Here is a 24,460-nt window from a genome sequence, read left to right on the forward strand (position 1 = left end):
GCGAGGGCACGGCTTCGTGAACTCCTGCCCACCCACCCGCCCCGACTCCGCCGACGGTGATTCGACGCCGTTCACCTGCCTCTACGATGGGGACGTGCCTGCGTCCGTCCTCCTCGTCCTCGCCGGGGCCATCGGCCTCGTGATCGGCTGTGCGGCGACGCTGTCGCTCGTGCGCCAGGACCGGCCCTCGCAGACCCCCTCGCCCGCGGGGACGGCCGTCGTCCCCCAGTCCGCCTCCGAGGTCCTCGCGATCCTCTCCACGGCCTACGTGGTGCTCGATGCGGGCGGCGACGTGCTGCGGGTCTCGCCGCTGGCCTACTCGTACGGGATCGTGCGCGCGAGCAGCGGCGACTACCCGCGCCTGGCGAACCAGGAGCTCGTCGAGCTCGCGGCCGACGTGGCCCGCAACGGCGGCTACCGCGACGAGCGCCTGACCATCCGCCGCCAGGGCCCGGAGGACTCCGAGTCCGTGATCGACGTGCGGCTGGGGACCCTGGGCTCGCACGGCGTGCTGCTGCTCGCCGAGGACCGCACCCGCGCGGTGCGCGTCGAGGAGACGCGCCGCGATTTCGTCGCCAACGTCTCCCACGAGCTGAAGACGCCGGTGGGGGCTATCACGCTGCTGGCGGAGACGATGGAGGACGCGGCCGACGACCCCGAGGCCGTGCGCCGCTTCGCCCAGCGCATGCAGTCGGAGTCCCAGCGCCTCTCCCACCTCGTCCAGGAGATCATCGAGCTCTCGCGCGTCCAGGGCGCCTCCGCGCTGCCCGACGCGAGCGCCGTGGACGTGGACGACGTGGTCGCGGAGGCGCTCAGCGCCAACCGCAACCTCGCGCTGGGATCGGACATCACCCTGGCCGGTGGCTCGCCGACGGGCCTGCAGGTGTACGGCTCCTCGTCGATGCTGACCACGGCGCTGTCGAACCTGATCTCCAACGCGATCGCCTACTCGCCCGAGGGCACCCGCGTGGGAGTCTCGGTGCGCCGCGACAGCGGCATGGTCGAGATCGCCGTGAAGGACCAGGGCATCGGCATCTCCAAGGAGGACCTCGAGAGGGTCTTCGAGCGCTTCTTCCGCGTGGACCGCGCCCGCTCCCGCTCCACGGGCGGCACGGGCCTGGGCCTCGCGATCGTCAAGCACATCGCCACCGACCACGGGGGCGAGGTCACCGCCTGGTCGATGGAGGGCCAGGGGTCCACGTTCGTGCTGCGCATCCCCGAGATGGGGCGCATCGACGCGGTCACGGTGGGCCAGGGCGGAAGACCTGCGGCGGAGGAGTCCTGATCCTCCACGCCGCTCCGGACGCCGTTGGCCCCGCCGACGCGTCAGCCTCTGTATCATCCACCCAGCGCGGCGCCGCCGCACGAGAGAGAGGACGCCGATGACGCGGATCCTGATCGTCGAGGACGAGGAGTCGTTCTCCGACCCCCTCGCCTACTCCCTGCGCAAGGAGGGGTACGAGGTCGCCGTCGCCGGCACCGGCAACGAGGCGCTGCGGATCTTCTCGACCCACGGCGCGGACCTCGTCCTGCTGGACCTCATGCTCCCCGGCATCGGCGGCACCGAGGTGTGCCGCGAGATCCGCCGCACCTCGAGCGTCCCGGTCATCATGCTCACCGCCAAGGACGACGAGTTCGACAAGGTGCTCGGGCTCGAGCTCGGGGCCGACGACTACGTCACCAAGCCCTACTCCTCGCGCGAGCTGCTGGCCCGCATCAAGGCCGTGCTGCGCCGCGGCCAGGACACCGGCGAGGACGAGGAGGACGTGGCCCTGCGCGCGGGCGGCATCGAGATGGATGTCGAGCGCCATGTGGTGACGGTGCGCGGCGAGGACGTCTCGCTGCCCCTCAAGGAGTTCGAGCTGCTCGAGCTGCTGCTGCGCAACGTGGATCGTGTGCTCACCCGCGGGCAGCTCATCGACCGGGTGTGGGGCGCGAACTACGTGGGCGACACGAAGACCCTCGACGTCCACGTCAAGCGCCTGCGCGCGAAGATCGAACCCGACCCGAAGAACCCCGTGCACCTGGTGACGGTGCGGGGCCTGGGCTACAAGTTCGAGGCCCTCGAGCGCTGAGCCCCGGAGCGCTCGGCCCGGCTCTCCCCGCACATGGATCGGGGCGCCCACCAGGAGGTGGGCGCCCCGATTCCGTCTGTCGGCTCGGATGCGCGGGCGGCGCGGTGAGCGGGCCGGGTCAGCCCTCGCCGGAGCCCGAGCCGCCGTCGGACGAACCCCCGTCGGAGGCGCCGCCGTCGGACGCGGAGCTGCCGGAGCTCTTGTAGTACGCGAGGCTCGTGTCGGTGACCGGCATCGTCTCGGTGCGCTTCTGGCCGTCGACGCTCATCGTCAGCTCCATGGTCTTGCCCGCGGCGACGGGGAAGTCGTCCACGCCCACCTCTGCGGGCGAGGGCTCCTCGGGGTCCTGATCCTTCTGGAGGCTCTTGGGCTCGATCTGGACCGTGGTGCTCGCGGGGACCTTCACGCGCTGCGAGAAGACGACCGCGCCCTCGTAGGTGCCCTCGAGCGTCACGGTCGCGTCCTCGTCGGTGTAGTTGACGACCGAGGCGAGGAGCTCGCCGCGCTGGGAGTCGTCCACGATGACGATCGCGTTGCGCACGCCGAAGGTGAAGTTCTTCGAGGAGTCCTGGAGGCTGACGTTGGTGCCGTCGGCCGCCTGGTAGAAGTCGTGCGTCTGCACCGGGTTCATGTAGCTGCAGCCGGTCGCGCCGACGGACAGCGCCACGGCGGCGACGGTGAGGGCGAGGCGGGTGCGACGCAGGGACTTCACGGGGACTCCTGTTCATGTCCGTCCGGAGGGGCGACCGGACGGGAAAAGGGATCGGGGACGCCGCGCCGGAGGGCGACGCCGTACCGGTCCAGGGTAGCGCACCTCGGGCCTGTCACCGGGCACGACGAACCCCGGGGGCGCGTGATCCCGGGCATGCGGGAGGGCCCCGGCCCGTGTGCTCGGCCGACGCGTCGGCCTGCCTCCCGGACGCGCTCCGACCTGCGCTTCCACCGAGCGGCGGCGGATTGTATCAGACGCTCCCGTGATAGACTCATAGGCAGGAAAGGGGCCATACACATGAACTTTGCCGTCGGCGAGACCGTCGTCTACCCGCACCACGGAGCAGCGCTGATCGAGGAGGTCAAGAGCCGCACCATCAAGGGCGAGGAGCGCACCTATCTCAAGCTGAAGGTGGCCCAGGGGGATCTCACCATCGAGGTGCCGGCCGACAACGTCGACCTGGTCGGCGTCCGCGACGTGGTGGACAAGGAGGGGCTCGAGGAGGTCTTCGACGTGCTGCGCCAGCCGTACACGGAGGAGCCCACCAACTGGTCCCGCCGCTACAAGGCGAACGTCGAGAAGCTCGCCTCGGGGGATGTCAAGAAGGTCGCCGAGGTCGTGCGCGACCTCTGGCGCCGTGATCAGGACCGCGGCCTCTCGGCCGGGGAGAAGCGGATGCTCGCCAAGGCGCGGCAGATCCTGGTCTCCGAGCTCGCGCTCGCGGAGAAGACCGACGAGACCAAGGCCGAGTCGATCCTCGACGAGGTCCTCGCCTCCTGATCGATCGTCGACCGACTGTCCCGCCCCGCGGGGCGAGAGGTCATCGCCGCGGCCCCGGACGGATCACGTCCGGGGCCGCGGCGCGTCCTGCGCCCGCGAGGTCCGGGGCCGGCCCCGACCCGGGCCCGTTTCGCGACGGGGACGCGGGACCACGCGCGGGTCCACCCCTCGGACCCTCTGGTCGTCGAGCCTCACGCGTGCCAGGATGGTGACCTGCGCCACACGGCGCGGGGTCCGGTCTCGCCCGGACCGCGGCCCCGGGTCCGAAGGAAGGGAGCGTCCGTGCGCACCATCGCAGTCGTCAGCGGTTCCGGCGTCACCGCCTCCGCACATCTGGCCCGCCAGGTCCGCGAGCACCTCGCGCACCGGGGCATCCAGGCGCACGTCCTGCCCACCACGGTGATGGACATGCTCTCCCAGGACTTCCACGCCGACCTCATCATCGCGACCGTCGAGATCCCGCAGAGCCTGCGCGTCCCCGTGGTCTCCGGGATGCCGCTGCTGCTGGAGACGGACCCCCAGGTGGTCTTCGACGACGTCGAGCGCCTGCTCGCGCGCCCCTCCCCTGTGCGTCCGGCCCGCCATCGGCCGCCGGGACGGCCTGCGCCCGGCCGCCCCGGAGCCCCTGAGCGACGCACCCCGTGACCGCCTGACGACCGGGAGTGCACCCTCGCGCAGATCTGCGTACTGTCCGTGCAGGGGGCAAGGATCCTCGGCGTTCCGAGCCCGCCCCGCGGGCGCGCCGCACCCTGCGCGCCCCGTGCGGGCGGCGGCGCGACGACCCGGCCCCTCCCGCCCGTCCGTCGTCGACCCCTTCCGGAGACTCCATGTCCGCCACTGACACGCCCCAGCCCGTCCTCGCCGCCGAGGACGTCGAGTCCGCCGCCGCGCGCCTGGACGGCATCGTGCGCCGCACCCCCGTGCACCTGAGCGAGCGGCTGAGCGCGATCGCGGGCGTACCGGTCTGGCTCAAGCGGGAGGACCTCCAGGTGGTGCGCTCCTACAAGCTGCGCGGCGCCTTTCTGTTCATGGACTCCCTGGACGGCCCGTCCCGCACCGCGGGCGTGGTCGCCGCGAGCGCCGGCAACCACGCCCAGGGCGTCGCCTACGCGTGCCGGGCCCTCGGCATCGACGGCCGCATCTACGTCCCCGGCACCACGCCCCGTCAGAAGCGAGACCGCATCACGACGCTCGGAGGCGACCGGGTCGAGCTGATCCTCATCGGCGACACCTTCGACGACGCCGCCGAGGCCGCGGCCGACGACGCCCGGCGCACGGGCGCCACCATGGTCCCGCCCTTCGACCACCCCCAGATCATGGCGGGCCAGGGCACCGTCGCCCTCGAGGCGCTCACCGACATCCGCGAGGACCACGGCCAGGACATCTCCACGGTCGTGCTGCCCGTGGGCGGCGGCGGGCTGCTGGGCGGATGCGGCACCTGGCTGCGGGAGCGCGAGCCCTCGGTGCGCGTGGTCGCGGTCGAGCCCGCGGGCGCGGTCTCGATGGCCGCGGCCATGCGCCACGGCAGCCCCGTGACCCTCCACGATCTGGACCGCTTCGTCGACGGTGCGGCCGTGCGCCGCGTGGGCGCGGACACCCTGCGCGCGGCCCAGGCCATCGGGCCGGACCTCGTCGCGGTGGACGAGGGAGCCGTGTGCACCGAGATGCTCGCGCTCTACCAGACCGACGGGATCATCGCCGAGCCCGCGGGCGCCCTGGCCGCGGCGGCCGTGGCGACGGGACTCGTGCGGCCCGACGGCGCCGACGAGGCCGAGGCGATCGGCACCGAGGCGCAGCGGTCCGACACGCAGCGGTCCGACCTGCAGAGGACCGACGCGCACCGGAACGCTTCAGCGGCGCACGACGCCCCGAGCGCGCAGGGCGACTCGGGCGACGGCATCCTGGTCGTCGTCTCCGGAGGGAACAACGACGTCTCGCGCTACAACGAGGTCGTCGAGCGCTCCCTCGTCCACGAGGGCCTCAAGCACTACTTCCTGGTCACCTTCGCGCAGGAGCCGGGAGCGCTGCGGCGCTTCCTGGACCAGGTGCTCGGGCAGGACGACGACATCGTCCTGTTCGACTACATCAAGCGCAACAACCGGGAGGAGGGGCCCGCGCTCGTCGGGATCGAGCTCGGCGCGAAGGAGAACTTCGAGCCCCTGCTCTCGCGGATGGCCGCCTCGAACATGCAGATCGAGCGCATCGACCCCGACGACCCGATCTACCGCTATCTCACCTGAGACGCGGCGCCTCAGGCGCGGCACCTGAGGCGCGACCGGCCGCGCACGACGGAGGCCGCATCCCCGGAGCGGGGATGCGGCCTCGTTCGTCCGCGTGAGCGCCGACTCGGGCCTCCCGGGCCCAGCGCTCCCGGGCTCAGCCCTCCGAGGAGGACCCGGCGGCGTCCGAGCCGTTCGCGGCGTCGCGCGCCTCGACGGCCGAGCGCACGATGTCCTCGAGCGACTTCTCGCTCTTCCAGCTGAGCGTCTCGCGGATGCGGTCGGTCGAGCAGATGAGCCGCGCGGGATCGCCGGGGCGGCGTTCGCCGATGCGCGGCTCGATCTCGATGCCCTTGACCTTCGCGATCGCGTCGATCACCTCCAGGACGCTCGAGCCCGTGCCGGTGCCGACGTTGAACACGTGGTGCGGACGGTCGTCGCCGCGGAGGTAGTCGAGCGCGGCGACGTGCGCCTCGGCGAGGTCCAGGACGTGCACGTAGTCGCGGATGCAGGTGCCGTCGGGGGTGTCGTAGTCGTCGCCGAAGACCGTCGGCACGTCCCCGCGGTCCAGTGCGTCCAGGATGATCGGCACCAGGTTCATCACCAGGGTGTCGGCGAGCTCGGGCCAGCCGGCGCCCGCGACGTTGAAGTAGCGCAGGGCGACGGTGCGCATGTCGTGGGCGCGCTCGGCGTCGGCCAGCATCCACTCCCCCACGTACTTCGTGGCGCCGTAGGGATTGATGGGCCGCGGCTCGAGGTCCTCGGTCACGGAGTACACGTCGGGCATGCCGTAGACGGCCGCGGAGGAGGAGAACACGACGTCGCGCACCTTGGCCTTCGCGCAGGCGGCGAGCACGTTGGCGAGCCCGCCCACGTTGTCGTGCCAGTACATCTCCGGGTTCGCGACGGACTCGCCGACCTGCTTGTGGGCGGCGAAGTGGATCACGGAGTCCGCGCCGGAGCTGGTGAGGTGGAAGGCGAGGCGGTCCACGGCGTCCTTGCTCGTCACGTCGAGCTCGACGAGGTCGGCGCCCTCCGTGCGCGAGCGGAAGCCCGTGGAGAGGTCGTCGACCACGACCACCTGCTCGCCCTTCCCCAGCAGGAGTCGCACCACGTGCGACCCGATGTACCCGGCACCACCGATCACGAGAGTCGTCATGGCACGAGCGTAACCGGTGGTCCCGCGCCCGGACGACGACGGCGCGCGGCGCACCGCCGTCCGGGGCGGAGCACCGCCGCCCTGGTCAGCTCCAGGACTGGGCGAGCGGCTTGCCCTCGGCGTAGCCGCTCGCGCTCTGCAGGCCGACGACGGCCCGCTCGCGGAACGCCTCGAGGTCGCCCGCGCCCGCGTAGGTGCACGACGAGCGCACGCCCGCGGTGATCTCGTCGAGCAGGTCCTCGACGCTGCCCGCACCGTCGGCGAGATACATCCGGGAGGACGAGATGCCCTCCTCGAACAGCGACTTGCGCGCGCGGGCGAAGGCGTCCTCGGCCGCCGTGCGCGAGCTGACGGCTCGCTTGGAGGCCATGCCGAAGCTCTCCTTGTACGCGCGTCCGCGCTCGTCGACATGGAGATCGCCGGGCGATTCGAAGGTGCCGGCGAACCACGATCCGACCATCACGTTGGACGCGCCCGCGGCGAGCGCGAGGGCGACATCGCGGGGGTGGCGCACCCCGCCGTCGGCCCAGATCCGCGCTCCGAGCTCACGGGCCGCCGCGGCGCACTCGAGGACCGCGGAGAACTGCGGGCGTCCGACGCCCGTCATCATCCGGGTCGTGCACATGGCGCCCGGTCCGACGCCCACCTTGACGATGTCGGCGCCGGCCTCGATCAGGTCCCGCGTGGCCTCCGCGGTGACGACGTTGCCGGCGACGATGCGCACGCTCGTCGACTCGCGCGGGCCGACGGCCTCGCGGGCGGCGCGCAGCGCCTCGAGCATGCGGTCCTGGTGGCCGTGCGCCGTGTCCAGGACGAGCACGTCGGCCCCGGCGTCGACGAGCGCGCGGGCGCGGACGGCGACATCGGCGTTGATGCCGATCGCGACGGCGATGCGCAGGCGCCCCTCGGCGTCGAGGGCGGGCGTGTAGATGGTCGAGCGCAGTACGCCTCGCGCGGTGAGCACGCCGCGCAGGGAGCCGTCGTCCTCGAGCACGAGGGCGGCCTCGTGGTGGGTCGCGGCGATGCGCGCATGCAGGACTGCGGGCTCGCCCGCGGCCTCCTGGGCGCTCAGGCGCAGCACGTCGGTGCTCACCACGTCGCCCACGGCGGTGAAGGCGTCGCGGCCGGAGAGCTCCTCGGCGGACACGACGCCGAGCGGGAGGCCGTCGGCGCCCACGACCACGACGATGCCGTGGGCGCGCTTGGGCATGAGGGCGCGCGCCTGGCCGATGGTGCCGTGCGCCTCGAGGGTGAGCGCGTGGTCGACGAGGGGATCGCGGCGCTTCACGCTGCGCACGATGTCCTCCACGCGCTCGGCGGGCAGATCCTGCGGGAGCACGGCGAGCCCGCCGCGACGCGCCATCGTCTCGGCCATGCGACGCCCCGAGACGGCGGTCATGTTCGCAGCGACCAGAGGGATGGTCGTGCCCGTGCCGTCGTCCGAGCCCAGATCGACCTCGAACCGCGAACCGATCGACGAGAGGGAGGGCAGGAAGAAGCAGTCGTCGTAGGTGAGATCGGTCTGCGGGGTGTGGATGAGGCGCATGGGGCCAGGATACTGACAGTGCGCACGGCGGAGCGGCCGGCGGGGTGAGACCCGCCACGCCGACGCGCGCGCCCGCAGGCCCTCCCGGCGGGGGCGCACGAGGCCACTCGGACACCCCGAGCCGGCACCTCCGCACGGGTGTTTGGTCCGATTCCTCCCGCTTCACGGCGCGCTCGCGGGGGTCTCGAGGCCCCGCCGCAGCACCTGCGCCCTTTCTTCACACGCCCGGCACGGCCCGAGGGACATGCCCGGAGGGGACATCCGTAGGATGTGCGCCATGACGGACCAGACACCTGGTCGCCGTTCGCGTCGCCCTCATGTGGGTCGGCGCGCTGACGAGCAGACCGACAGCGGCCCCGCCCAGACCTCGGGCGCGGGCAGGGATCGTGAGCGCTCCGGCGGCTTCGACGCGAGCACAGCGCGCCGCTGGATCGGCCCCTCCTCCGCCGGATCGGCCGCCTCGGCGGGATCCGCGGGATCTGCTGCCTCTGCGGGATCCGCCGCACCTGCGGCGTCAGCGGCCTCGGCGAACACCGGCCCTGCCCCTGAGCCCTCCCCGTCGCGTGCATCCTCGCCCTCGACCCCTGCCCCGCCGCCCGGGGCCGCGCCCACCCCGGTCAGCGCCGCCTCGGCCGACGAGTCCGCGCCCCGTCCCCGCGGTCGCCGCGCCGGTCCCCCGCGGGACGAGAGCACCGAGATGGCGGCCGCCTCCTCCGCGCCGGTCGACGCCTCCACGCGTCCTCGCGCGCGCCGCGCCCGGCGCGAGTCGGACGAGGACATGGATGCATGGTCGGCGGCGGACAGCCATGTGGTCTCGCGCCGCGAGCATCCCGCGGTACCCGCGGAGTCGGCTCAGTCCCGAGATCGTTCGCGCGGAGGCTCCGAGGAGCCACCCACCACCGTCCTCGAGCCCATGGAGCCGCCGCGCACCTCGGTGCGACTGGGAGCGAGTTCGTCGGTGACCGCGCTCGGACCGCGTGACGCCGAGGAGGAGTCGGCCGCGCCGGTCCCCGCAGACCGCGCCGAGCACGCGGACGACGCCGGCTCCGTGTCTAGTCCTGCCGGCTCCGCGTCGAGTCCTGGTGCCCGGCAGAGCCCGGCCCGGCAGAGCCCGGCCCGGCGGAGCCCGGCTCCGCAGAGCCCCGTCAGCGCCTCCTCCGCGGACTCCCCGAGCGCCGCCGGCCAGGACGCGGACGACGACGCGCGCGGCGGCGCCCCCGCCGCCTCCACTGCCGCTGTCGGCACCGCAGCCGCGACGGGCTCCGCCGCGGCGCGCACCCGCGGGGACGACGGCTCCCGCGTGCCCTCGAGCGACTCCGCGCACGGGAGCGCCGGTGCCGGCGGAGGTCCGGGGGTCGGCGGAGGCTCCGGTCCCGGCAACCCGCCGTCGGACGGCCCCGATCTGCCCGGCGACGACGGCCGCGACAGCGGCTCCGGCGACGGGCAGGGCCCGCGCGCCCGGGATCGCCGCACCGGCTCGCTCCCCCGCGCGGCAGGCTGGACCGTGCTCACCTCGTTCATCCCCGGCACCGGACTGCTCGCGACCCCGCTGCGCAGACTGGGCTGGGTGCTGCTGGGGATCGTCGTCCTCGTGGCGGTCGTCGCGGGCGTCTGGTACGCGACCGGTGATCCGCTGCTCACCCTGCTCAAGCTGCTGAGCAGCCGCAAGGTGCTCATCGGCCTGATGATCGCGATCGGCGTCGTCGCACTGGTGTGGATCCTCCAGGTGGTCCTCTCGAACCTCGCGCACAACACCCGAGAGCGCCTGCATGGTCGCCGCCGCGCGGTCTCCCTGATCGTGGCCCTCGTCATGGTCATCGGCGTCGCGATCCCCTTCGCCCGCGCTGAGCAGTACGTGTACGCCGCGCAGGGTCTGCTGGGCAACCAGAGCGTGTTCCGCTCGGGAGGGGGCTCGGGCAAGCTCAGCTCGAGCGACCCCTGGAAGAACACCGAGCGCGTGAACATCATGCTGCTCGGCCAGGACGCCGGGGCCGACCGCACCGGCACCCGCCCGGACACGATCATGGTCGCCTCGATCGACACCAAGACCGGCCGCACGGCGCTCTTCTCGATCCCCCGCAACCTGCAGTACGTGCGCTTCCCCGAGGGGACCGTGGCGCAGAAGAAGTTCCCCGAGGGCTTCGACGCCTTCGGCAAGGGCCAGAACCTCATCAACGCGGTCTGGACCTGGGCCGACGACAACAAGGACCTGTTCCCGAACGACGACGACCCGGGCCTCACCGCGACCGAGTGGGCCGTGCAGGAGACGCTGGGTCTGGACATCGACTACTACGCGATGGTCAACCTCCAGGGCTTCTCCGACCTCGTCGATGCCATCGGCGGCGTGGACCTGAACGTCGAGCGGAAGATCCCGATCGGCGGCGGCACCAACCAGGCCACCGGTGGCAAGTACCCGATCACCGGGTACATCGACCCGGGCCAGCAGAAGCTCGACGGCGACAAGGCGCTGTGGTACGCGAGGTCCCGCGAGGGCTCGACGGACTTCAACCGCGTCTGCCGCCAGCAGCGCATGGTCCGCGCCGTGTCCGAGCAGGCGAACCCCACCAAGCTCGCCCTGAACTTCACGAAGCTCGTGGGCGTCGCCGGCTCGAACATCGAGACCGACGTCCCCAGCGACGACCTCGATGCCTTCGTGGACCTCGGCTGGAGGGTCAAGGACTCCGGGTTCTCCTCGTACCCGATCGTGCCCGGCGTGGACCTGCCGGACCGGCGCCACGACAGCTACTTCGAGGGCGGACACCCCGATTGGGACTACCTCCACAAGTGGGTGAAGGAGTCGATCGAGGACTCGATGGCGTCGGAGACCACGTCCGTCTCCGGCGGGGACAAGGACTCCTCGAAGGACGAGGACTCGAAGAAGTCCACGGCGCCCGAGACGACGACCGAGGCGCCGACCACCGAGGCAGAGTCCTCGGAGGCGTCCTCGGGCGACGCCTCGGAGGAGGCCGAGAAGCAGGCGGACGCCGACCCGTTGGCCGCCTGCATGCCCGGCACCCAGGACCCCGACGCCCAGGCCGGCGACTGAGCCGCTCCCGCAGCGTCCATCGCATGACGACGGCGCCGTCCCCGTCAGGGGGCGGCGCCGTCGTCATGCGGCGGGCCGACGCGGAGCGGGGCGCCGTGCGCGGCGGCGGGCACCGCCCGCCGCCCCACCGCACGGTGCGCTCAGTCGGTCAGCTGCAGCAGCGTGTTCTCGATGAGCTCGGGCATCGCGGGGTGGATCCAGTACTGGGTGCGGGCGAGCTCGGAGACCGTCTGCCCGGTGCTCATCGCCTGGATGATCAGCTGGATCAGGATCGTCGACTCGGGGCCGATGATGTGCGCGCCGAGGATCCTGCCCGTGCCGGCCTCCGCGAGGATCTTCGCGAAGCCGGTCGTGTCCTCGAGCGCCCAGCCGTAGGCGATCGAGGAGTAGTCCTGCACGGCGACGCGCACGTCGATCCCCTGCGCGCGGGCCTCCCGCTCGGTGAGGCCCACCATCGCGATCTGCGGATGCGTGAACACTCCCGCCGGGACCGGCATCGTGTCCGAGCGCTCGAGATCCTCCGGGTGCAGGACGTTGTGGCGCACCACGCGCAGCTGATGGTTCGCCACGTGCTTGAGCTGCACGGGATCGGAGAGGTCGCCGAAGGCCCAGACGCCCTCGAGCACCTGTCCGTCCTCGCCGAGGGCGCGCTGGAAGGGGTCCACGCGCACGCAGCCGTCGTCGGCCGCGGCGATGCCGCCCTCGGCGACATCGAGCAGATCGGAGTTCGGGCGGCGCCCGACGGCCACGAGGATCTCGTCGGCCCTGATCTCGACCTCCTCCCCGCCGCCGTCCCCCGTCGCCGTCCCCTGCAGGACCACGCTGCCGTCGCCCTCACGGCGGACCGAGGTGGTGGTGACGTCCGTGTGCACGTCCCACTGCTCGCGGGCGAGCTCGGTGATGCGGGCGGAGACGTCGTCGTCCGCCGCGCGCAGCAGGCGGCCCGAGCGCGCGACGAGGCTGACGCGCACCCCGAGCCCGGAGAAGATGTGCGCCATCTCGAGCGCGATCACGCCCGAACCGAGGATCACGAGCGACGCGGGCAGCGCGTCGCTCCGCATGATGGTGTCGGAGGTCTGCGGGCGCGCGTCCGCCAGGCCCTCGATCGGGGGGATCGTGGGGCGCGAGCCGGCGCCCAGCACGATCGTGTCCGCGGTGATCTCCTCGCTGCCGCCGTCGCGCAGGTCCACGTGCAGGGCCTTGGGTCCGGTGAAGCGGGCGGTGCCGCGCAGCAGGGTGAGGTTCGCGTTGTCCTCGTGGTCGCGCCGGTAGGCCTCGCCGCCCTCGACGATGGGGTCGATGCGGCCGAAGATGCGGTCGCGGATCGCGGGCCAGTCCACGCCGTCCAGGGTCTCGGAGACGCCGAAGCGGCCGGCGTCGGCCGGGGTCGCGGCGAGGTCGGCGGTGTGCACGAACATCTTGGTGGGGATGCAGCCGACGTTGAGGCACGTGCCGCCGAAGACCAGGTCGGGGCCGACGCCCTTGTCGATGTAGACGATGGAGCGTCCGGCGAACTCGGGGCCCGGGAAGGAGTTGCCGGAGCCTGAGCCGATGAGTGCGATGTCGTAATGGGTCACCGACGCAGACTACGCGGGCGCGCCCGGGCCCGAGGCGCGGGATACTCGGTCCAGCCCGCGCCGACGAAGGAGCACCGATGACCCCGTCCCCTCATCCCGCCGACACCCACGACCGCATCCGCATCGTCGGCGCGCGGGAGAACAACCTGCGCGACGTCGAGGTGGCCCTGCCCAAGCGCCGGCTCACGGTGTTCACAGGGGTCTCCGGATCGGGCAAGAGCTCGCTCGTCTTCGGCACCCTCGCCGCCGAGTCCCGGCGCATGATCGACGAGACCTACAGCGCCTTCGTGCAGGGGTTCATGCCCCAGACCTCCCGGCCCGACGTCGACGTGCTGGACGGGCTGACCTCGGCGATCACCGTGGGCCAGGAGCGCCTCGGCGGCGGGCCGCGTTCGACCGTCGGCACCATCACCGACGCCGCGGCGCACCTGCGCACCCTCTTCTCCCAGCGCGCCCAGCCGCACGCGGGCGGTCCCGGCGCCTACTCCTTCAACGTGCCCAGCGTGAGCGCAGCCGGCGCGATGACCGTCCAGAAGGGCGGGAGGACCCTCGCGGAGAAGACCAGGTTCTCCCGCGTGGGCGGCATGTGCCCGCGCTGCGAGGGGATGGGGTCGATCAGCGACCTCGACCTCACCGAGCTCTTCGACGCGACGAAGTCCCTCGCGGAGGATCCCTTCACGATCCCCGGGTACACGGGCGACGGCTGGACCGTGCGCGTGATCCGAGGCTCCGGGTTCTTCCCCGATGACGTCCCCATCCAGGACTTCACGAAGCGCCAGCGGGAGGACTTCCTGTTCAAGGACCCGGTGAAGGTGAAGATCGAGGGCGTCAACCTCACCTACGAGGGCCTGATCCCGAAGATCCGCAAGTCCATGCTCTCCAAGGACCGCGAGCAGATGCAGCCGCACATCCGCGCCTTCGTGGATCGCGCGGTCACCTTCATCACCTGCCCCGACTGCCACGGCAGCCGGCTCGCGGAGCACGCCCGCACCTCCCTCATCGACGGCCGCTCGATCGGCGACGTGAGCGCCCTGCCCGTCACCGAGCTGCGCGACTGGGTCGCCGGCCTGGACCCGCGGGGCATCGAGCCCCTGCTGGAGTCGCTCCAGGCCCTGCTGGACGCCTTCGTGGGCATCGGCCTGGGATACCTCTCCCTCGACCGCCCCTCGGGCACGCTCTCCGGCGGCGAGGCGCAGCGCACCAAGCTCGTCCAGCACATCGGCTCCTCCCTCACCGACATCACCTACGTGTTCGACGAGCCGACGATCGGCCTGCACCCCCACGACATCTCCCGCATGAACGACCTGCTGCGCACCCTGCGGGACAAGGGCAACACCGTGCTGGTCGTCGAGCACAAGCCCGAGACCATCGCGATCGCCGACCATGTGGTCGACCTGGGTCCGGGCGCGGGCCGCGACGGCGGCACCATCACCTATGAGGGCGACGTCGAGGGACTGCGCACCTCCGGCACCCTCACCGGCAGGCACCTGTCCGCCCGCACGCCGCTGAAGGGGGACGAGCGCGAGGCCTCGGGCGCGCTCGAGATCCGCGGGGCGAGCACCCACAACCTGCGCGACGTGGACGTCGACATCCCGCTCGGAGTGCTCACCGTGGTCACGGGCGTCGCGGGCTCGGGGAAGAGCTCCCTCATCCACGACTCCCTCCCCCGCGGCACCGAGGCGATCGTGGTGGACCAGCAGGCGATCCGCGGCTCGCGGCGCTCGAACCCCGCGACCTACACCGGCCTGCTCGAGCCGATCCGCAGGGCCTTCGCGAAGCAGAACGGCGTGAAGCCCGCCCTGTTCTCCGCGAACTCCGAGGGCGCCTGCCCCGTGTGCTCGGGCGCCGGCGTGGTCTTCACCGAGCTCGGCTTCTTCGAGACCGTCGAATCGGTGTGCGAGGAGTGCGAGGGCCGGCGCTTCCAGGCCTCGGTGCTCGAGCACCGCCTGGGCGGGAGGTCCATCGCCGACGTCCTCGAGATGAGCGTGGACGAGGCGCTCGAGCTGTTCACCGGCGCGGAGGCGAAGGTGCCCGCGGCCGCGAAGATCCTGCGGCACCTGCAGGAGGTGGGGCTCGGGTACCTCACGATCGGGCAGAACCTCACCACCCTCTCCGGCGGCGAGCGCCAGCGCCTCAAGCTCGCCACCCGCATGGGCGAGAAGGGCGGGATCCTGATCCTCGACGAGCCGACCACGGGCCTGCACATGGCGGACGTCGCCCAGATGCTCGAGCTGCTCGACCGCCTCGTGGACTCCGGGAAGTCCGTGATCGTCATCGAGCACCACCAGGCGGTGATGGCCCGCGCCGACTGGATCATCGACCTCGGGCCCGGCGCCGGCCAGGACGGCGGACGCATCGTCTTCGAGGGCACTCCCGCGCAGCTCGTCGCCGACGCCTCGACCCTCACCGGCCAGGACCTCGCGGCGTACGTGTCCGGGGCCGACGCGGCCGGCGCGGATGCAGGCGGGGCGGATGCGATGGAGAAGGGGACGATGTGACCATGGACGACCTGCTGGGCACGCTCGAGGACGTCGACCGCTCCGACCCGGCACTGCGCGACTGGGTCGCCGAGCGGGTGCGGCGCCTGGAGGCCGACGACCGCCGCAGCGCCGACACCCACCTGCTCAAGCCCGACCTTCCCTCCGACTGGGGCATCGACCTCTATCTCAAGGACGAGAGCACCCATCCCACGGGCAGTCTCAAGCACCGCCTGGCACGTTCCCTGTTCATGTACGCGCTGGTCAACGGGTGGCTGCGTCCGGGCATGACCGTCATCGAGGCCTCCTCCGGGTCGACCGCCGTGAGCGAGGCGCACGTGGCGCGGATGCTCGGCGTGCCCTTCGTCGCGGTGATCCCCAGGGCGACGAGCACCCGCAAGATCGCCCTCATCGAGGCGGAGGGCGCGCGCTGCCACATGGTCGAGCGGCCGGGCGAGATGGACGGCGCCGCCCGCGCCCTCGCTGCCGAGTGCGGGGGCCTGTTCATGGACCAGTTCACGTTCGCCGAGCGGGCGACGGACTGGCGCGGGCACAACTCGATCGCCCGCTCGATCTTCGAGCAGCTCGCCGAGGAGCCGCACCCGGTGCCGCGCTGGCTCGTGGTGGGCGCGGGCACCGGCGGGACGAGCGCGACCCTGGGCCGGTACGTGCGCTACCACCGCCTGCCCACCTCCCTCGCCGTCGCCGATGTGGAGGGCTCGGCCTTCTTCCCGGGATGGGAGAGCGGGGACCCGGCGAGCGCGCAGGGCGGCGGCTCGCGCATCGAGGGCATCGGCCGCCCGCGGATGGAGCCGAGCTTCGTGCCCGGGGTGGTCGACCGCATGATCCGCGTGCCCGACGCCGCCTCGGTCGCCGCGACCCGCTTCGCCTCCGAGCGGCTGGGCCGGCGCATCGGCCCCTCGACCGGCACCAACCTCGTGGCCGCGTCGCGGATCATCGCCGGGATGCGCGAGCGCGGCGAGAGCGGAAGCGTGGTGACGCTGCTGTGCGACGGCGGGGAGCGCTACGCGCACACCTACTTCGACGATGCGTGGGTCGGCGCGCAGGGCTGGGACCTCGACCCGTGGCTGCAGGAGCTCTCGCGCACCCTGCCGCTCGGCGAGCACTGAGGGGCGGGTCGCGATCCGGGACGGTCCGCTCAGCGCGGGCCGATCCGGGATGGTCCAGCTCAGCGCGGCCCGATCCCCTCCCAGGAGGTGAGCAGGTCGACGGAGCGCTCGAGCGCCGCCCTGTCCTCGTCGTCGAGCGCGGGCAGACGCTCGCGCAGGACCTCGGCCCAGTGCAGGCGGATGCGGCGGCTGTCCTGCTCCGCGGCCTCCGTGAGGCGCAGGTGCACGAGGCGCGAATCCTCCGGGTCGCCCTCGCGCAGCACCAGCCCCTTGCTCGCCAGGCCGCGCAGCGCCGCACTCATGTTGCTGCGGTGCAGGCCCGTCGCCCGCGCGGTCTCACCGGAGGTGGTGCCGGGGTGGCGATGCACCCAGCGCATCACCGCGATCTCGGTGCCCGTCAGGGCGACGACTCCCGCGGACTGCACATCGGCGACCTGGAGCAGGCGAGCCAGCCCCACCACGGCGTCGGCGAGGTCGAACAGGAGCGCGTCCTCGCCGTCCAGGCGCAGCGGCTCACCGGCACTGCTCCCCGCGGCGCCGTCGACCGGGACGGAGGCGGCAGCGCCGACATCCTCGGGATCAGCGGGTGCCGGGCTCACACGGGGATCCTAGTCCCCGCTCGCGAGGGCGCTCAGGGACGCAGACGCACGAAGGCCCGCAGCGGCGGGTCCGCATCGTGCGCCTCGGTCAGCCCCAGGGACTCGTAGAAGGCCCGCTGGCCCGGCTCGGCGTCGGTGAGCAGCACGTGCTGGCGCAGCGCCGCGAAGGGGGCGAGGGCGGCCCGCACGAGCTCGCGGCCGATGCCCTCGCGCCGGCTGGCCGGGTCCACGAGGACGTCCTGCAGGTAGGCGATGCTCGCGCCGTCACTGAGGACCCGCGCGAGACCGATCAGGCGCCCGTCGACGCGGGCCGTGACCACGCGCGTGCTGCCCGCGAGCGCGCGCCCCAGGATCGCGGGCTCGTCGGTGTAGGCGCTCCAGCCCACGGCGTCGTACAGCGTGAGCGCTTCGCCGAGTCCGGGCACACCGGCCTCGATGCGCATACCCGAGGCCGCGGCGCCGGGCGCATCCTCGGGGCCGTCGGCCCCAGCGCGCTCGTCGGTGCGGGGATCGATGAGCTGGAACAAGCGGCAGTCCGCCCAGCCCTCGCCCGCGATGCCCAGGCGCAGCATCCGCGGGGCGAAGCCGATCTCCTCGAAGCCGCACGCCCGCAGCACCGCGACGGAGGCGTCGTTGCCGACGGCGACCCCGGCCTCGAGCCGGTGCAGTCCCAGGCCCTCGAAGGCGACGTCCACCATCTGGCGCAGGGCGTGGGTGACGATGCCCCGGCCGGTCTCGGCCTCGTCGATCCAGTAGCCGACGCTCGCCCACTGCGCCGGTCCCCGCACGATCTGCTGCAGGGTGATGCGGCCGACGAGCCGTCCCGGCGATCCGCCGCCGTCGTCGTCGAGAAGGATCACCATCGGCACGCAGGTGCCGGCGTCGTACTGCGCCAGCAGCTGGGCGATCGAGGCGCGCTGGCCGGGCGGCGTCGCCCAGTCCTCCCCGCGCGCCGGGGCGCCCTGGAGCAGGTGGCGGCGGTTGCGGGCCTCGAGGCGGGCGAGGTCCTCGGCGTCCTCCAGCCGCAGCGCGCGCAGGCGCACCCGTGAGGACGGGATGCGGGAGGCGGGAGGACGCTTCCGCTCCCGCTCGCGCGGAGCGGTCCCGCTGCTCGAATCCGTCATGGCCCCGTCTCCCCTCGTCCGGCCCTCGGCCGCGATGCTCCCCATTGTGCCCGCGCCCCGGGGCCGCCGCCGGAGCGTGACCCACGCCCCATCCCTCGCAGTGGACGCACATGAAGGCAAGGCTTACCTTGAGGGAACAGATGTCCGTCCTCTCCTCATGATCGTCTCCCACGCCCCGCCCCACTCGGCCGCCTCGGCCACGAGGCGGCCGGACGCGGCCGACGGGCCCGGAGGCCCCATGCTCCTGCCGAACCTGCTGATCTCGCTGCGCGAGGGCCTCGAGGCCTCGCTGGTCGTCGGCATCCTCGTCGCCTACCTCGTGAAGTCCGGGCGCCGCGACGTACTCCCCAAGCTGTGGGGCGGCGTCGTCATCGCGGCCCTGATCCCCCTGGCCGTCGGCGCCGTGCTCACCTGGGGCCCCAAGACCCTCACCTTCCAGGCCCAGGAGATCCTCGGAGGATCCCTCAGCCTGGTCGCGGTCGCGCTGACCACCGGGATGATCTTCTGGATGTCCAAGAACGCCCGCTCGATGAAGCGCAACCTGGAGAGCGAGATGGAGCGCGCCCTGCGCCGCGGCGGCTGGGGCGTGGTCGTGATCGCGGCGCTCGCCGTGGGCCGCGAGGGCGTCGAGACTGCGCTGATCCTCTGGGCGACCGTGAAGTCCTCGCTCGAGAACTCGGTGTACGCGACGACGATCGGCATCGTGCTCGGCTTCGCGATCGCGATCGCGCTGGGCGTGCTCATCTACCGCGGCGCCGTGCACCTGGACCTCGGGAAGTTCTTCACCTGGACCGGCGGCTTCCTCATCCTGGTCGCCGCGGGCATCACCGCCTACGGCATCGGCGACCTGCAGGAGGCCGGCGTGCTGCCCGGCATCACCGTGCGCGCCTGGAACCTCTCGTCCCTGCTGCCCGACCCCGCCTCGCCGCTGTACTGGCTCTACGTGGTGCTCAACGCCATGTTCCAGGTCAACCTGAACCCCACGGTCCTGCAGGTCATCGCCTGGGTCGTGTACATCGTCCCGGTCGCGGTGCTGTTCGTGGTCCGCACCGCCTCCCCGCGTCGGACCCGCGCGGCCGCGGAGCTGCACGACGTCCACGCCTGACCCGTCGTCGCCCCGGCCGCGGCCCGCCTGCGGCCCTCCGCGCCCCTCCCGGGTCCGCCCCGCCCCACCCCGATCGTTCGCCCCGCACCACCCCTCCCCACCCTCCACCGATCAGGAGCCGCCATGACCGCCACCGCCACGCGCACCGGAGCCCGCCCGCTGCACCGCCGCACCCTGCTGGGGCTCGCGCCGCTGGGCGCCCTCGGCCTCGGCCTCGTCGCCTGCACCGACAACCCCGCGAGCTCGAGCGGGGCGAGCGACCGCGGCGACGCGCGCACCATCACGGTGACGATCACCGACGATGCCTGCACGCTCTCGGCCGCCACCATCCCCTCGGGCCAGGTCACCTTCGCCGTCACCAACACCGGCAGCGTGCCCAACGAGTTCGAGATCCTCGCCCAGGACAAGCTGCGCATCGTCTCGGAGAAGGAGAACATCGGCCCCGGCACGAGCGTCGAGCTCACCACGGCCCTCAAGGAGGGCACGTACTTCACGGCGAGCAAGCCGAACATGGTGGGCGACCTCGTGGGCACGGCCGAGTTCACCGTCACCGAGGGCGAGGACGTCGAGGTCGACGAGGACACGAAGAAGCTCGAGGAGAAGGCCGTCACCGACTACACGGCCTACATCAAGGACCAGGTCGGCTCCCTCGTGGCCAACGCGAAGCTCTTCACCGACGCATACACCTCCGGCGACACCGAGCAGGCCAAGGCGCTGTTCCCGCAGGGCCGTCGCCCCTACGAGCGCATCGAGCCCACCGCGGAGGCCTTCGGCATCAAGGAGGCGGGTGACCTCGACGTCGCCATGGACGTGCGCGTCCAGGACCTCGCGGCCGACGCCGGCAAGAAGGTCACCGACCCCTCCGTGCTGAAGTCCTGGACCGGCTGGCACCGCATCGAGGCCGATCTGTTCACGGAGGAGGGCTCGCCCTTCTCCTTCGCCTCCGACGCCGAGCGCAAGCAGGCCGCCGACGACCTCACCGCCAACATCCAGACCCTCTACGACCTGGTGTACGGCAAGGAGAAGGGACTGGGAGGCGCGACCTTCGCCGTCACCCTCGAGGACGTCGTCCAGGGTGCGCAGGGCCTCATGGAGGAGGTCGCGACCAGCAAGATCGTCGGCGAGGAGGACACCTTCTCCCACACCGACCTCGACGACTTCCAGGCGAACCTGGACGGGGCGAAGGTCGCCTACGGGAACGTCCAGGAGCTCGTGAAGGCCAAGGACGCGGACCTGGACACCTCGCTCGGCGAGAAGTTCGACGCCGTCCAGAAGGAGCTCGACAAGCACGTCGACGGGAAGACCCCCGACGGCGCGCCCAAGTACGTGGACTACTCGAGCATCGCCGCCGTCCAGGAGGACGCCGGCGAGGCCCCTGGAGACAACGACTACACCGAGGAGCAGCGCGCGATCTCCGACGTCATCAACGCCCTCGCCGAGGAGCTCTCGAAGGTCGCCGGTACGATCCTCCACTGATCCGCACCGGCCCGCCCCGCCACTCCCGCACCCCTCGAAGAGGCTCATGACCAGCCACGACGACCCAGCCCCCGATGTTCCCGCGACCGCAGGTTCCGCGCCGACCGATCCTGCATCGGCCGATCCTGCGTCGGCTGATCCTGCCTCGAGCGATCCTGCGTCGAGCGATCCGGAGGGGGCTGGATCCACCGCCTCCGCCGCCGACGGGACCGGCCGCGGGGGCGTCGGTCGGCGGGGCCTGTTCGGGGCGGCCGGGGCGGGACTGGTCGCGGGCGGTCTGCTGGGCTACTCGGGCGGGCGGGCCGCGACTCCCCCGACCGCGTCGACGCCCGACCCGCTGGAGACCTCCCACCCGTTCCGCGGGGAGCACCAGCAGGGCATCCTCACGCCCGCACAGGACTACCTGTTCGCCGCCGCCTACGACGTCACCGCGACGAGCCTGGCCGATCTGCGCGAGCTCATGCGCACCTGGTGCACGGCGAGCGAGCAGATGTGCGCGGGCGAGCTCGTGGGCGGACAGCCGCTCGCGAACCGCCAGGCCGCCCCGCGGGACACCGGCGAGGCCTGGGGATATCCGCCCAGCTCACTCACGATCACCGTGGGCGTGGGCCCCTCGCTGTTCCGCGACGAGGACGGCAGGGACCGCATCGGACTCGCCTCGCACGCGACCGAGGTGCTCACCCAGGGCGTGCCGCGCTTCGCCAACGAGACCCTGCGCGAGGCCCAGTCGGACGGGGACCTCGTGGTCCAGGCCTGCGCGGACGACGCCCAGGTCGCGATGCACGCGATCCGCAACCTCACCCGTCTGGCCTTCGGATCGGCCGCGCTGCGCTGGACCCAGATCGGCTACGGCCGCACCTCCTCGACCTCGACCGCGCAGGAGACCCCTCGCAATCTCTTCGGCTTCAAGGACGGCACCTCCAACATGAAGGCGGAGGACAGCGCGGAGGCACTGGCCGAGCACCTCTGGGTGGGGGCGGACGACGACGGCGCGGACTGGCTGCGCGGCGGCACGTATCTGATGATCCGCAAGATCCGCATGGAGCTCGAGGTCTGGGATCGTCTGCGCCTGCTCGAGCAGGAGGAGATCATCGGCCGCGACAAGCGTTTCGGGGCGCCGCTGTCGGTCCCCGACCCGACGTCGGCCTCGCAGGAGTTCACGGCGCCGGACCTCACGGCCGGAGGCTCCGCCTCACCGCTGATCCCGACCGACGCCCACATCCGCATGGTCTCCCCCGAGCAGAACGACGGGGCGCGCATGCTGCGCCGCGGCTTCAACTACACGGAGGGCAGCGACTCGCTGGGCCGCATCAACGCGGGGCTGTTCTTCGAGGCGTTCGTGCGCGATCCCCGCACGGGCTTCTACCCGGTCCTGGAACGGATGACCGAGCACGACGCCCTCACCGAGTACCTCCAGCACGTCGCGAGCGGATTGTTCGCGATCCTTCCGGGGGTCGCCGAGGGCGAGACCATGTTCGGCCAGGCCCTGTTCGGCGGTGACGGCGACATGTCCGCCGGTGGTGCGTCCGGCGGCGGCGAGGTGTCCGACGGCGGTCCGTCCGGCGGCTGAGGGCCGGCGTCCGGAGCCGTCGACGGCTTCCGGCGGTCGACGGCCAGGGAGCGCGCGGACCGCGAGTACCCCTGGTCACACCCGTCCCGGCTCTCGGGGGCCCGCGCGCGGCCCGATCCCCGGCCCCGAGACGCCGTCACCGCCCAACGACCCCCAGGATCTCTCCCCCACCTGCACCGATATGTCTCCGGACGACTCCGGCAAGGGGCGCTGGAGCGCCCGCCCAAGGCATACTGCTCGGCGACGAAGCCGAGCCTTCTCATGGCTGACAACGACGGATCGGGCGGCTAGTGTCAGCTCCATGAAGATGAGCACTGATCTCGAGAAGAAGTTCCAGGCCCAGATCACCCTGGAGCTCGCCGCATTCGCCACCTACCGTCAGCTCGCCGTCGAGGCGGACGAGCAGGACCTCCCCGGCATCGCCGCCTGGCTCCAGGCCCAGGCCGAGGAGGAGCTGGTCCACGCCAACAAGTTCATCGCCCACGTCTCCGACCGCGGCAACCACGCCCAGATCGGCACCATCGCCGCCCCCGAGGTCGCTCCGGGCCTCTCGGTGCTCGCGATCTTCGAGGCCGCCCTCGCCCACGAGGAGAAGGTCTCCGAGTCGATCCGCGAGCTCTACCGCTCGGCCGACAAGGAGGGCGACCTCGACTCGGTCCCGCTTCTGCAGTGGTTCATCGACGAGCAGATCGAGGAGGAGTCGACCGTCTCCGAGATCATCGGCCGCGTGAAGCGCGTGGGCGACGACGGCTCGGGCATCCTGCGCCTGGACGCCGAGCTCGGCGCGCGCACCCCGGCGGTCTCCGACGAGGAGTGATCGCCTCGCGATCGACGCCTGATCCCCTCGCTGCCTGAGCGGCCGCGACCGCAGATGCGGACGGCCCGGACACCTTCTGGTGTCCGGGCCGTCCGTGCGTCAGAGCACGCTCGGATCCTCGCGCGGGCCGGTCGATCGCCTCAGGAGGCGAGCGCGACCAGCTGCGCGAGCAGGGCGATGCCGCCGACGAGGAGCCCCACGAGCTTCAGCAGCTCGAGGGCGACGTAGGCATGGTGGGCGCGTGATCGCGGGGCGTCCTCGCCCGCGAGCACGGCGTTCGAGCGACGGGTCAGACGAGGCTGGACCAGGGCCAGCTGGGCGACGAGCATGAGGATCGCGAGCACGAGTCCCGCCACGGCGGGCACCGGGATGCCGGTGCCGGCCCCGAGCGCCAGGCAGACCGCGACGACCACGACGATCGCGATCTGCACGGCGTGCAGGACCCGGAAGACGAGCCGGCCGATCCCCAGGCCCAGGGCGAGGGTGATCCCAGGCGCCTGGAACTTCACGGGCGCCTCGATGAAGGAGAGTCCGATGATCAGCCCGATCCACACGAAGGTCAGGGCGAGGACCACGGCGAGCGCGCTCATGCCCGCTGCTCCTGCGCGGCCTCGGCGTGACGGGCGATCGTCAGGATCACCACGGCGTCCTCGAGGGCCACGAGATCGTGGCGCTCCTGCGGGATCACCAGCAGCTCCCCGGCCGAGAGGTCGAACGTGCGCTCGCCCGCCCGCATCCGCACCCGTCCCCGGAGGGTCTGCAGCGTCGCCTCCCCGGGGTTCTCGTGATCCGAGAGCCGCGACCCTTCGGTGAGGGCGAGGACGATCTGCGTGAGCACGCCCGGGCGTCCGGCTCCGTGCGCCGGCCCGCCATCGGCCCGCGCATCCATCCCGTGGAAGGGGCGGCCGGCGCGGCCGCTGTGCGCCGAGGCCGCGGCGTCGAGCAGCTCGTCCGCGAGGAGTTCGAGGAAGGCGACGGGAGAGGAGCCGGAGGCGGGATCGGAGGCGGGATCGAAGGCGGGATCGGAGGTGTTCACGGCTCGACGCTA

Annotated in this window: 21 protein-coding genes; 12 read left to right on the top strand and 9 right to left on the bottom strand. The window is 72.4% G+C overall.

Features of this window, described 5'->3' with window-relative positions; genetic code table 11:
• Positions 1–94: 94 nt before the first annotated feature.
• The gene (locus FHG10_RS04060; RefSeq protein WP_152352074.1) at positions 95–1,285 is read left to right on the top strand and encodes a sensor histidine kinase; all 1,191 of its coding nucleotides are present in this window, start codon (positions 95–97) and stop codon (positions 1,283–1,285) included.
• Between the two features lie 97 nt (positions 1,286–1,382).
• Positions 1,383–2,075, top strand: a complete 693-nt coding sequence (locus FHG10_RS04065) for a response regulator transcription factor (RefSeq protein WP_152352075.1) — start codon at positions 1,383–1,385, stop codon at positions 2,073–2,075.
• A gap of 118 nt (positions 2,076–2,193) precedes the next feature.
• Here FHG10_RS04065 and FHG10_RS04070 read toward each other — a convergent pair whose 3' ends face one another.
• A complete protein-coding gene (locus tag FHG10_RS04070) occupies positions 2,194–2,787 on the bottom strand; it encodes a hypothetical protein (protein WP_193636192.1) in 594 nt (197 codons plus the stop codon).
• A 297-nt stretch (positions 2,788–3,084) separates the two neighbouring features.
• Between FHG10_RS04070 and FHG10_RS04075 the strand changes: the two genes are divergently transcribed.
• The 3 genes from FHG10_RS04075 to FHG10_RS04085 all read left to right on the top strand — a co-directional run bounded on the left by FHG10_RS04075 (position 3,085) and on the right by FHG10_RS04085 (position 5,807).
• Entirely contained in the window at positions 3,085–3,567 is a 483-nt protein-coding gene (locus tag FHG10_RS04075; protein ID WP_152352076.1) for a CarD family transcriptional regulator, read from the top strand.
• A 282-nt stretch (positions 3,568–3,849) separates the two neighbouring features.
• A complete protein-coding gene (locus tag FHG10_RS04080; protein ID WP_193636193.1) occupies positions 3,850–4,212 on the top strand; it encodes a PTS sugar transporter subunit IIB in 363 nt (120 codons plus the stop codon).
• A gap of 182 nt (positions 4,213–4,394) precedes the next feature.
• Entirely contained in the window at positions 4,395–5,807 is a 1,413-nt protein-coding gene (locus FHG10_RS04085; protein ID WP_152352077.1) for a pyridoxal-phosphate dependent enzyme, read from the top strand.
• Between the two features lie 136 nt (positions 5,808–5,943).
• On the opposite strand, the gene galE is transcribed toward FHG10_RS04085, so the two are convergent.
• The 3 genes from galE to FHG10_RS04100 all read right to left on the bottom strand — a co-directional run bounded on the left by galE (position 5,944) and on the right by FHG10_RS04100 (position 9,271).
• Positions 5,944–6,945: a UDP-glucose 4-epimerase GalE gene (galE, locus tag FHG10_RS04090; protein WP_152352078.1), complete on the bottom strand. Its 1,002-nt coding sequence runs from the start codon at positions 6,943–6,945 to the stop codon at positions 5,944–5,946.
• A gap of 85 nt (positions 6,946–7,030) precedes the next feature.
• Complete coding sequence (locus FHG10_RS04095) at positions 7,031–8,491, bottom strand: GuaB1 family IMP dehydrogenase-related protein (RefSeq protein WP_152352079.1); 1,461 nt, start codon at positions 8,489–8,491, stop codon at positions 7,031–7,033.
• Positions 8,492–8,806: 315 nt separating this feature from the next.
• Positions 8,807–9,271, bottom strand: a complete 465-nt coding sequence (locus tag FHG10_RS04100; protein ID WP_152352080.1) for a hypothetical protein — start codon at positions 9,269–9,271, stop codon at positions 8,807–8,809.
• Positions 9,272–9,449: 178 nt separating this feature from the next.
• Here FHG10_RS04100 and FHG10_RS04105 point away from each other — a divergent pair, with 178 nt between their 5' ends.
• Positions 9,450–11,537 (top strand): LCP family protein, encoded by a 2,088-nt coding sequence (locus tag FHG10_RS04105; protein ID WP_152352081.1) that lies wholly within the window; start codon positions 9,450–9,452, stop codon positions 11,535–11,537.
• A gap of 140 nt (positions 11,538–11,677) precedes the next feature.
• Here the strand turns inward: FHG10_RS04105 and FHG10_RS04110 are convergent, their stop codons facing one another.
• A complete protein-coding gene (locus FHG10_RS04110) occupies positions 11,678–13,114 on the bottom strand; it encodes a mycothione reductase (protein WP_152352082.1) in 1,437 nt (478 codons plus the stop codon).
• 77 nt (positions 13,115–13,191) lie between these two features.
• On the opposite strand from FHG10_RS04110, the gene FHG10_RS04115 reads away from it, so the two are divergent.
• Together FHG10_RS04115 and FHG10_RS04120 are read left to right on the top strand one after the other, a co-directional pair.
• Positions 13,192–15,612 carry an ATP-binding cassette domain-containing protein gene (locus FHG10_RS04115; RefSeq protein ID WP_152352083.1) on the top strand — a complete coding sequence of 807 codons (2,421 nt, stop codon included), beginning with the start codon at positions 13,192–13,194 and terminating at the stop codon, positions 15,610–15,612.
• Between the two features lie 2 nt (positions 15,613–15,614).
• The gene (locus FHG10_RS04120; RefSeq protein ID WP_152352084.1) at positions 15,615–16,721 is read left to right on the top strand and encodes a PLP-dependent cysteine synthase family protein; all 1,107 of its coding nucleotides are present in this window, start codon (positions 15,615–15,617) and stop codon (positions 16,719–16,721) included.
• A 59-nt stretch (positions 16,722–16,780) separates the two neighbouring features.
• Here the strand turns inward: FHG10_RS04120 and FHG10_RS04125 are convergent, their stop codons facing one another.
• Together FHG10_RS04125 and FHG10_RS18440 are read right to left on the bottom strand one after the other, a co-directional pair.
• Positions 16,781–17,320, bottom strand: a complete 540-nt coding sequence (locus tag FHG10_RS04125; RefSeq protein WP_152352085.1) for a MarR family winged helix-turn-helix transcriptional regulator — start codon at positions 17,318–17,320, stop codon at positions 16,781–16,783.
• Between the two features lie 32 nt (positions 17,321–17,352).
• Positions 17,353–18,444 (bottom strand): GNAT family N-acetyltransferase, encoded by a 1,092-nt coding sequence (locus tag FHG10_RS18440; RefSeq protein WP_319803198.1) that lies wholly within the window; start codon positions 18,442–18,444, stop codon positions 17,353–17,355.
• A 238-nt stretch (positions 18,445–18,682) separates the two neighbouring features.
• Here FHG10_RS18440 and efeU point away from each other — a divergent pair, with 238 nt between their 5' ends.
• The 4 genes from efeU (at position 18,683) to FHG10_RS04155 (ending at position 23,412) form a co-directional block, all read left to right on the top strand.
• Positions 18,683–19,549, top strand: a complete 867-nt coding sequence (gene efeU / locus FHG10_RS04140; protein WP_152352086.1) for an iron uptake transporter permease EfeU — start codon at positions 18,683–18,685, stop codon at positions 19,547–19,549.
• Positions 19,550–19,672: 123 nt separating this feature from the next.
• Entirely contained in the window at positions 19,673–21,025 is a 1,353-nt protein-coding gene (efeO, locus tag FHG10_RS04145; RefSeq protein ID WP_152352087.1) for an iron uptake system protein EfeO, read from the top strand.
• 46 nt (positions 21,026–21,071) lie between these two features.
• The gene (locus FHG10_RS04150) at positions 21,072–22,595 is read left to right on the top strand and encodes a Dyp-type peroxidase (RefSeq protein WP_152352088.1); all 1,524 of its coding nucleotides are present in this window, start codon (positions 21,072–21,074) and stop codon (positions 22,593–22,595) included.
• A 301-nt stretch (positions 22,596–22,896) separates the two neighbouring features.
• Entirely contained in the window at positions 22,897–23,412 is a 516-nt protein-coding gene (locus tag FHG10_RS04155; protein WP_152352089.1) for a ferritin, read from the top strand.
• Between the two features lie 140 nt (positions 23,413–23,552).
• Here FHG10_RS04155 and FHG10_RS04160 read toward each other — a convergent pair whose 3' ends face one another.
• Positions 23,553–24,002, bottom strand: a complete 450-nt coding sequence (locus tag FHG10_RS04160) for a hypothetical protein (RefSeq protein WP_152352090.1) — start codon at positions 24,000–24,002, stop codon at positions 23,553–23,555.
• Entirely contained in the window at positions 23,999–24,448 is a 450-nt protein-coding gene (locus tag FHG10_RS04165; RefSeq protein WP_227488025.1) for a cupin domain-containing protein, read from the bottom strand. Before FHG10_RS04165 ends, FHG10_RS04160 begins: the two co-directional genes overlap by 4 nt.
• Positions 24,449–24,460: the final 12 nt, after the last annotated feature.

Origin of the sequence: Brachybacterium subflavum, assembly GCF_009299795.1 — a bacterium.
Classification (GTDB): Bacteria; Actinomycetota; Actinomycetes; order Actinomycetales; family Dermabacteraceae; genus Brachybacterium; species Brachybacterium subflavum.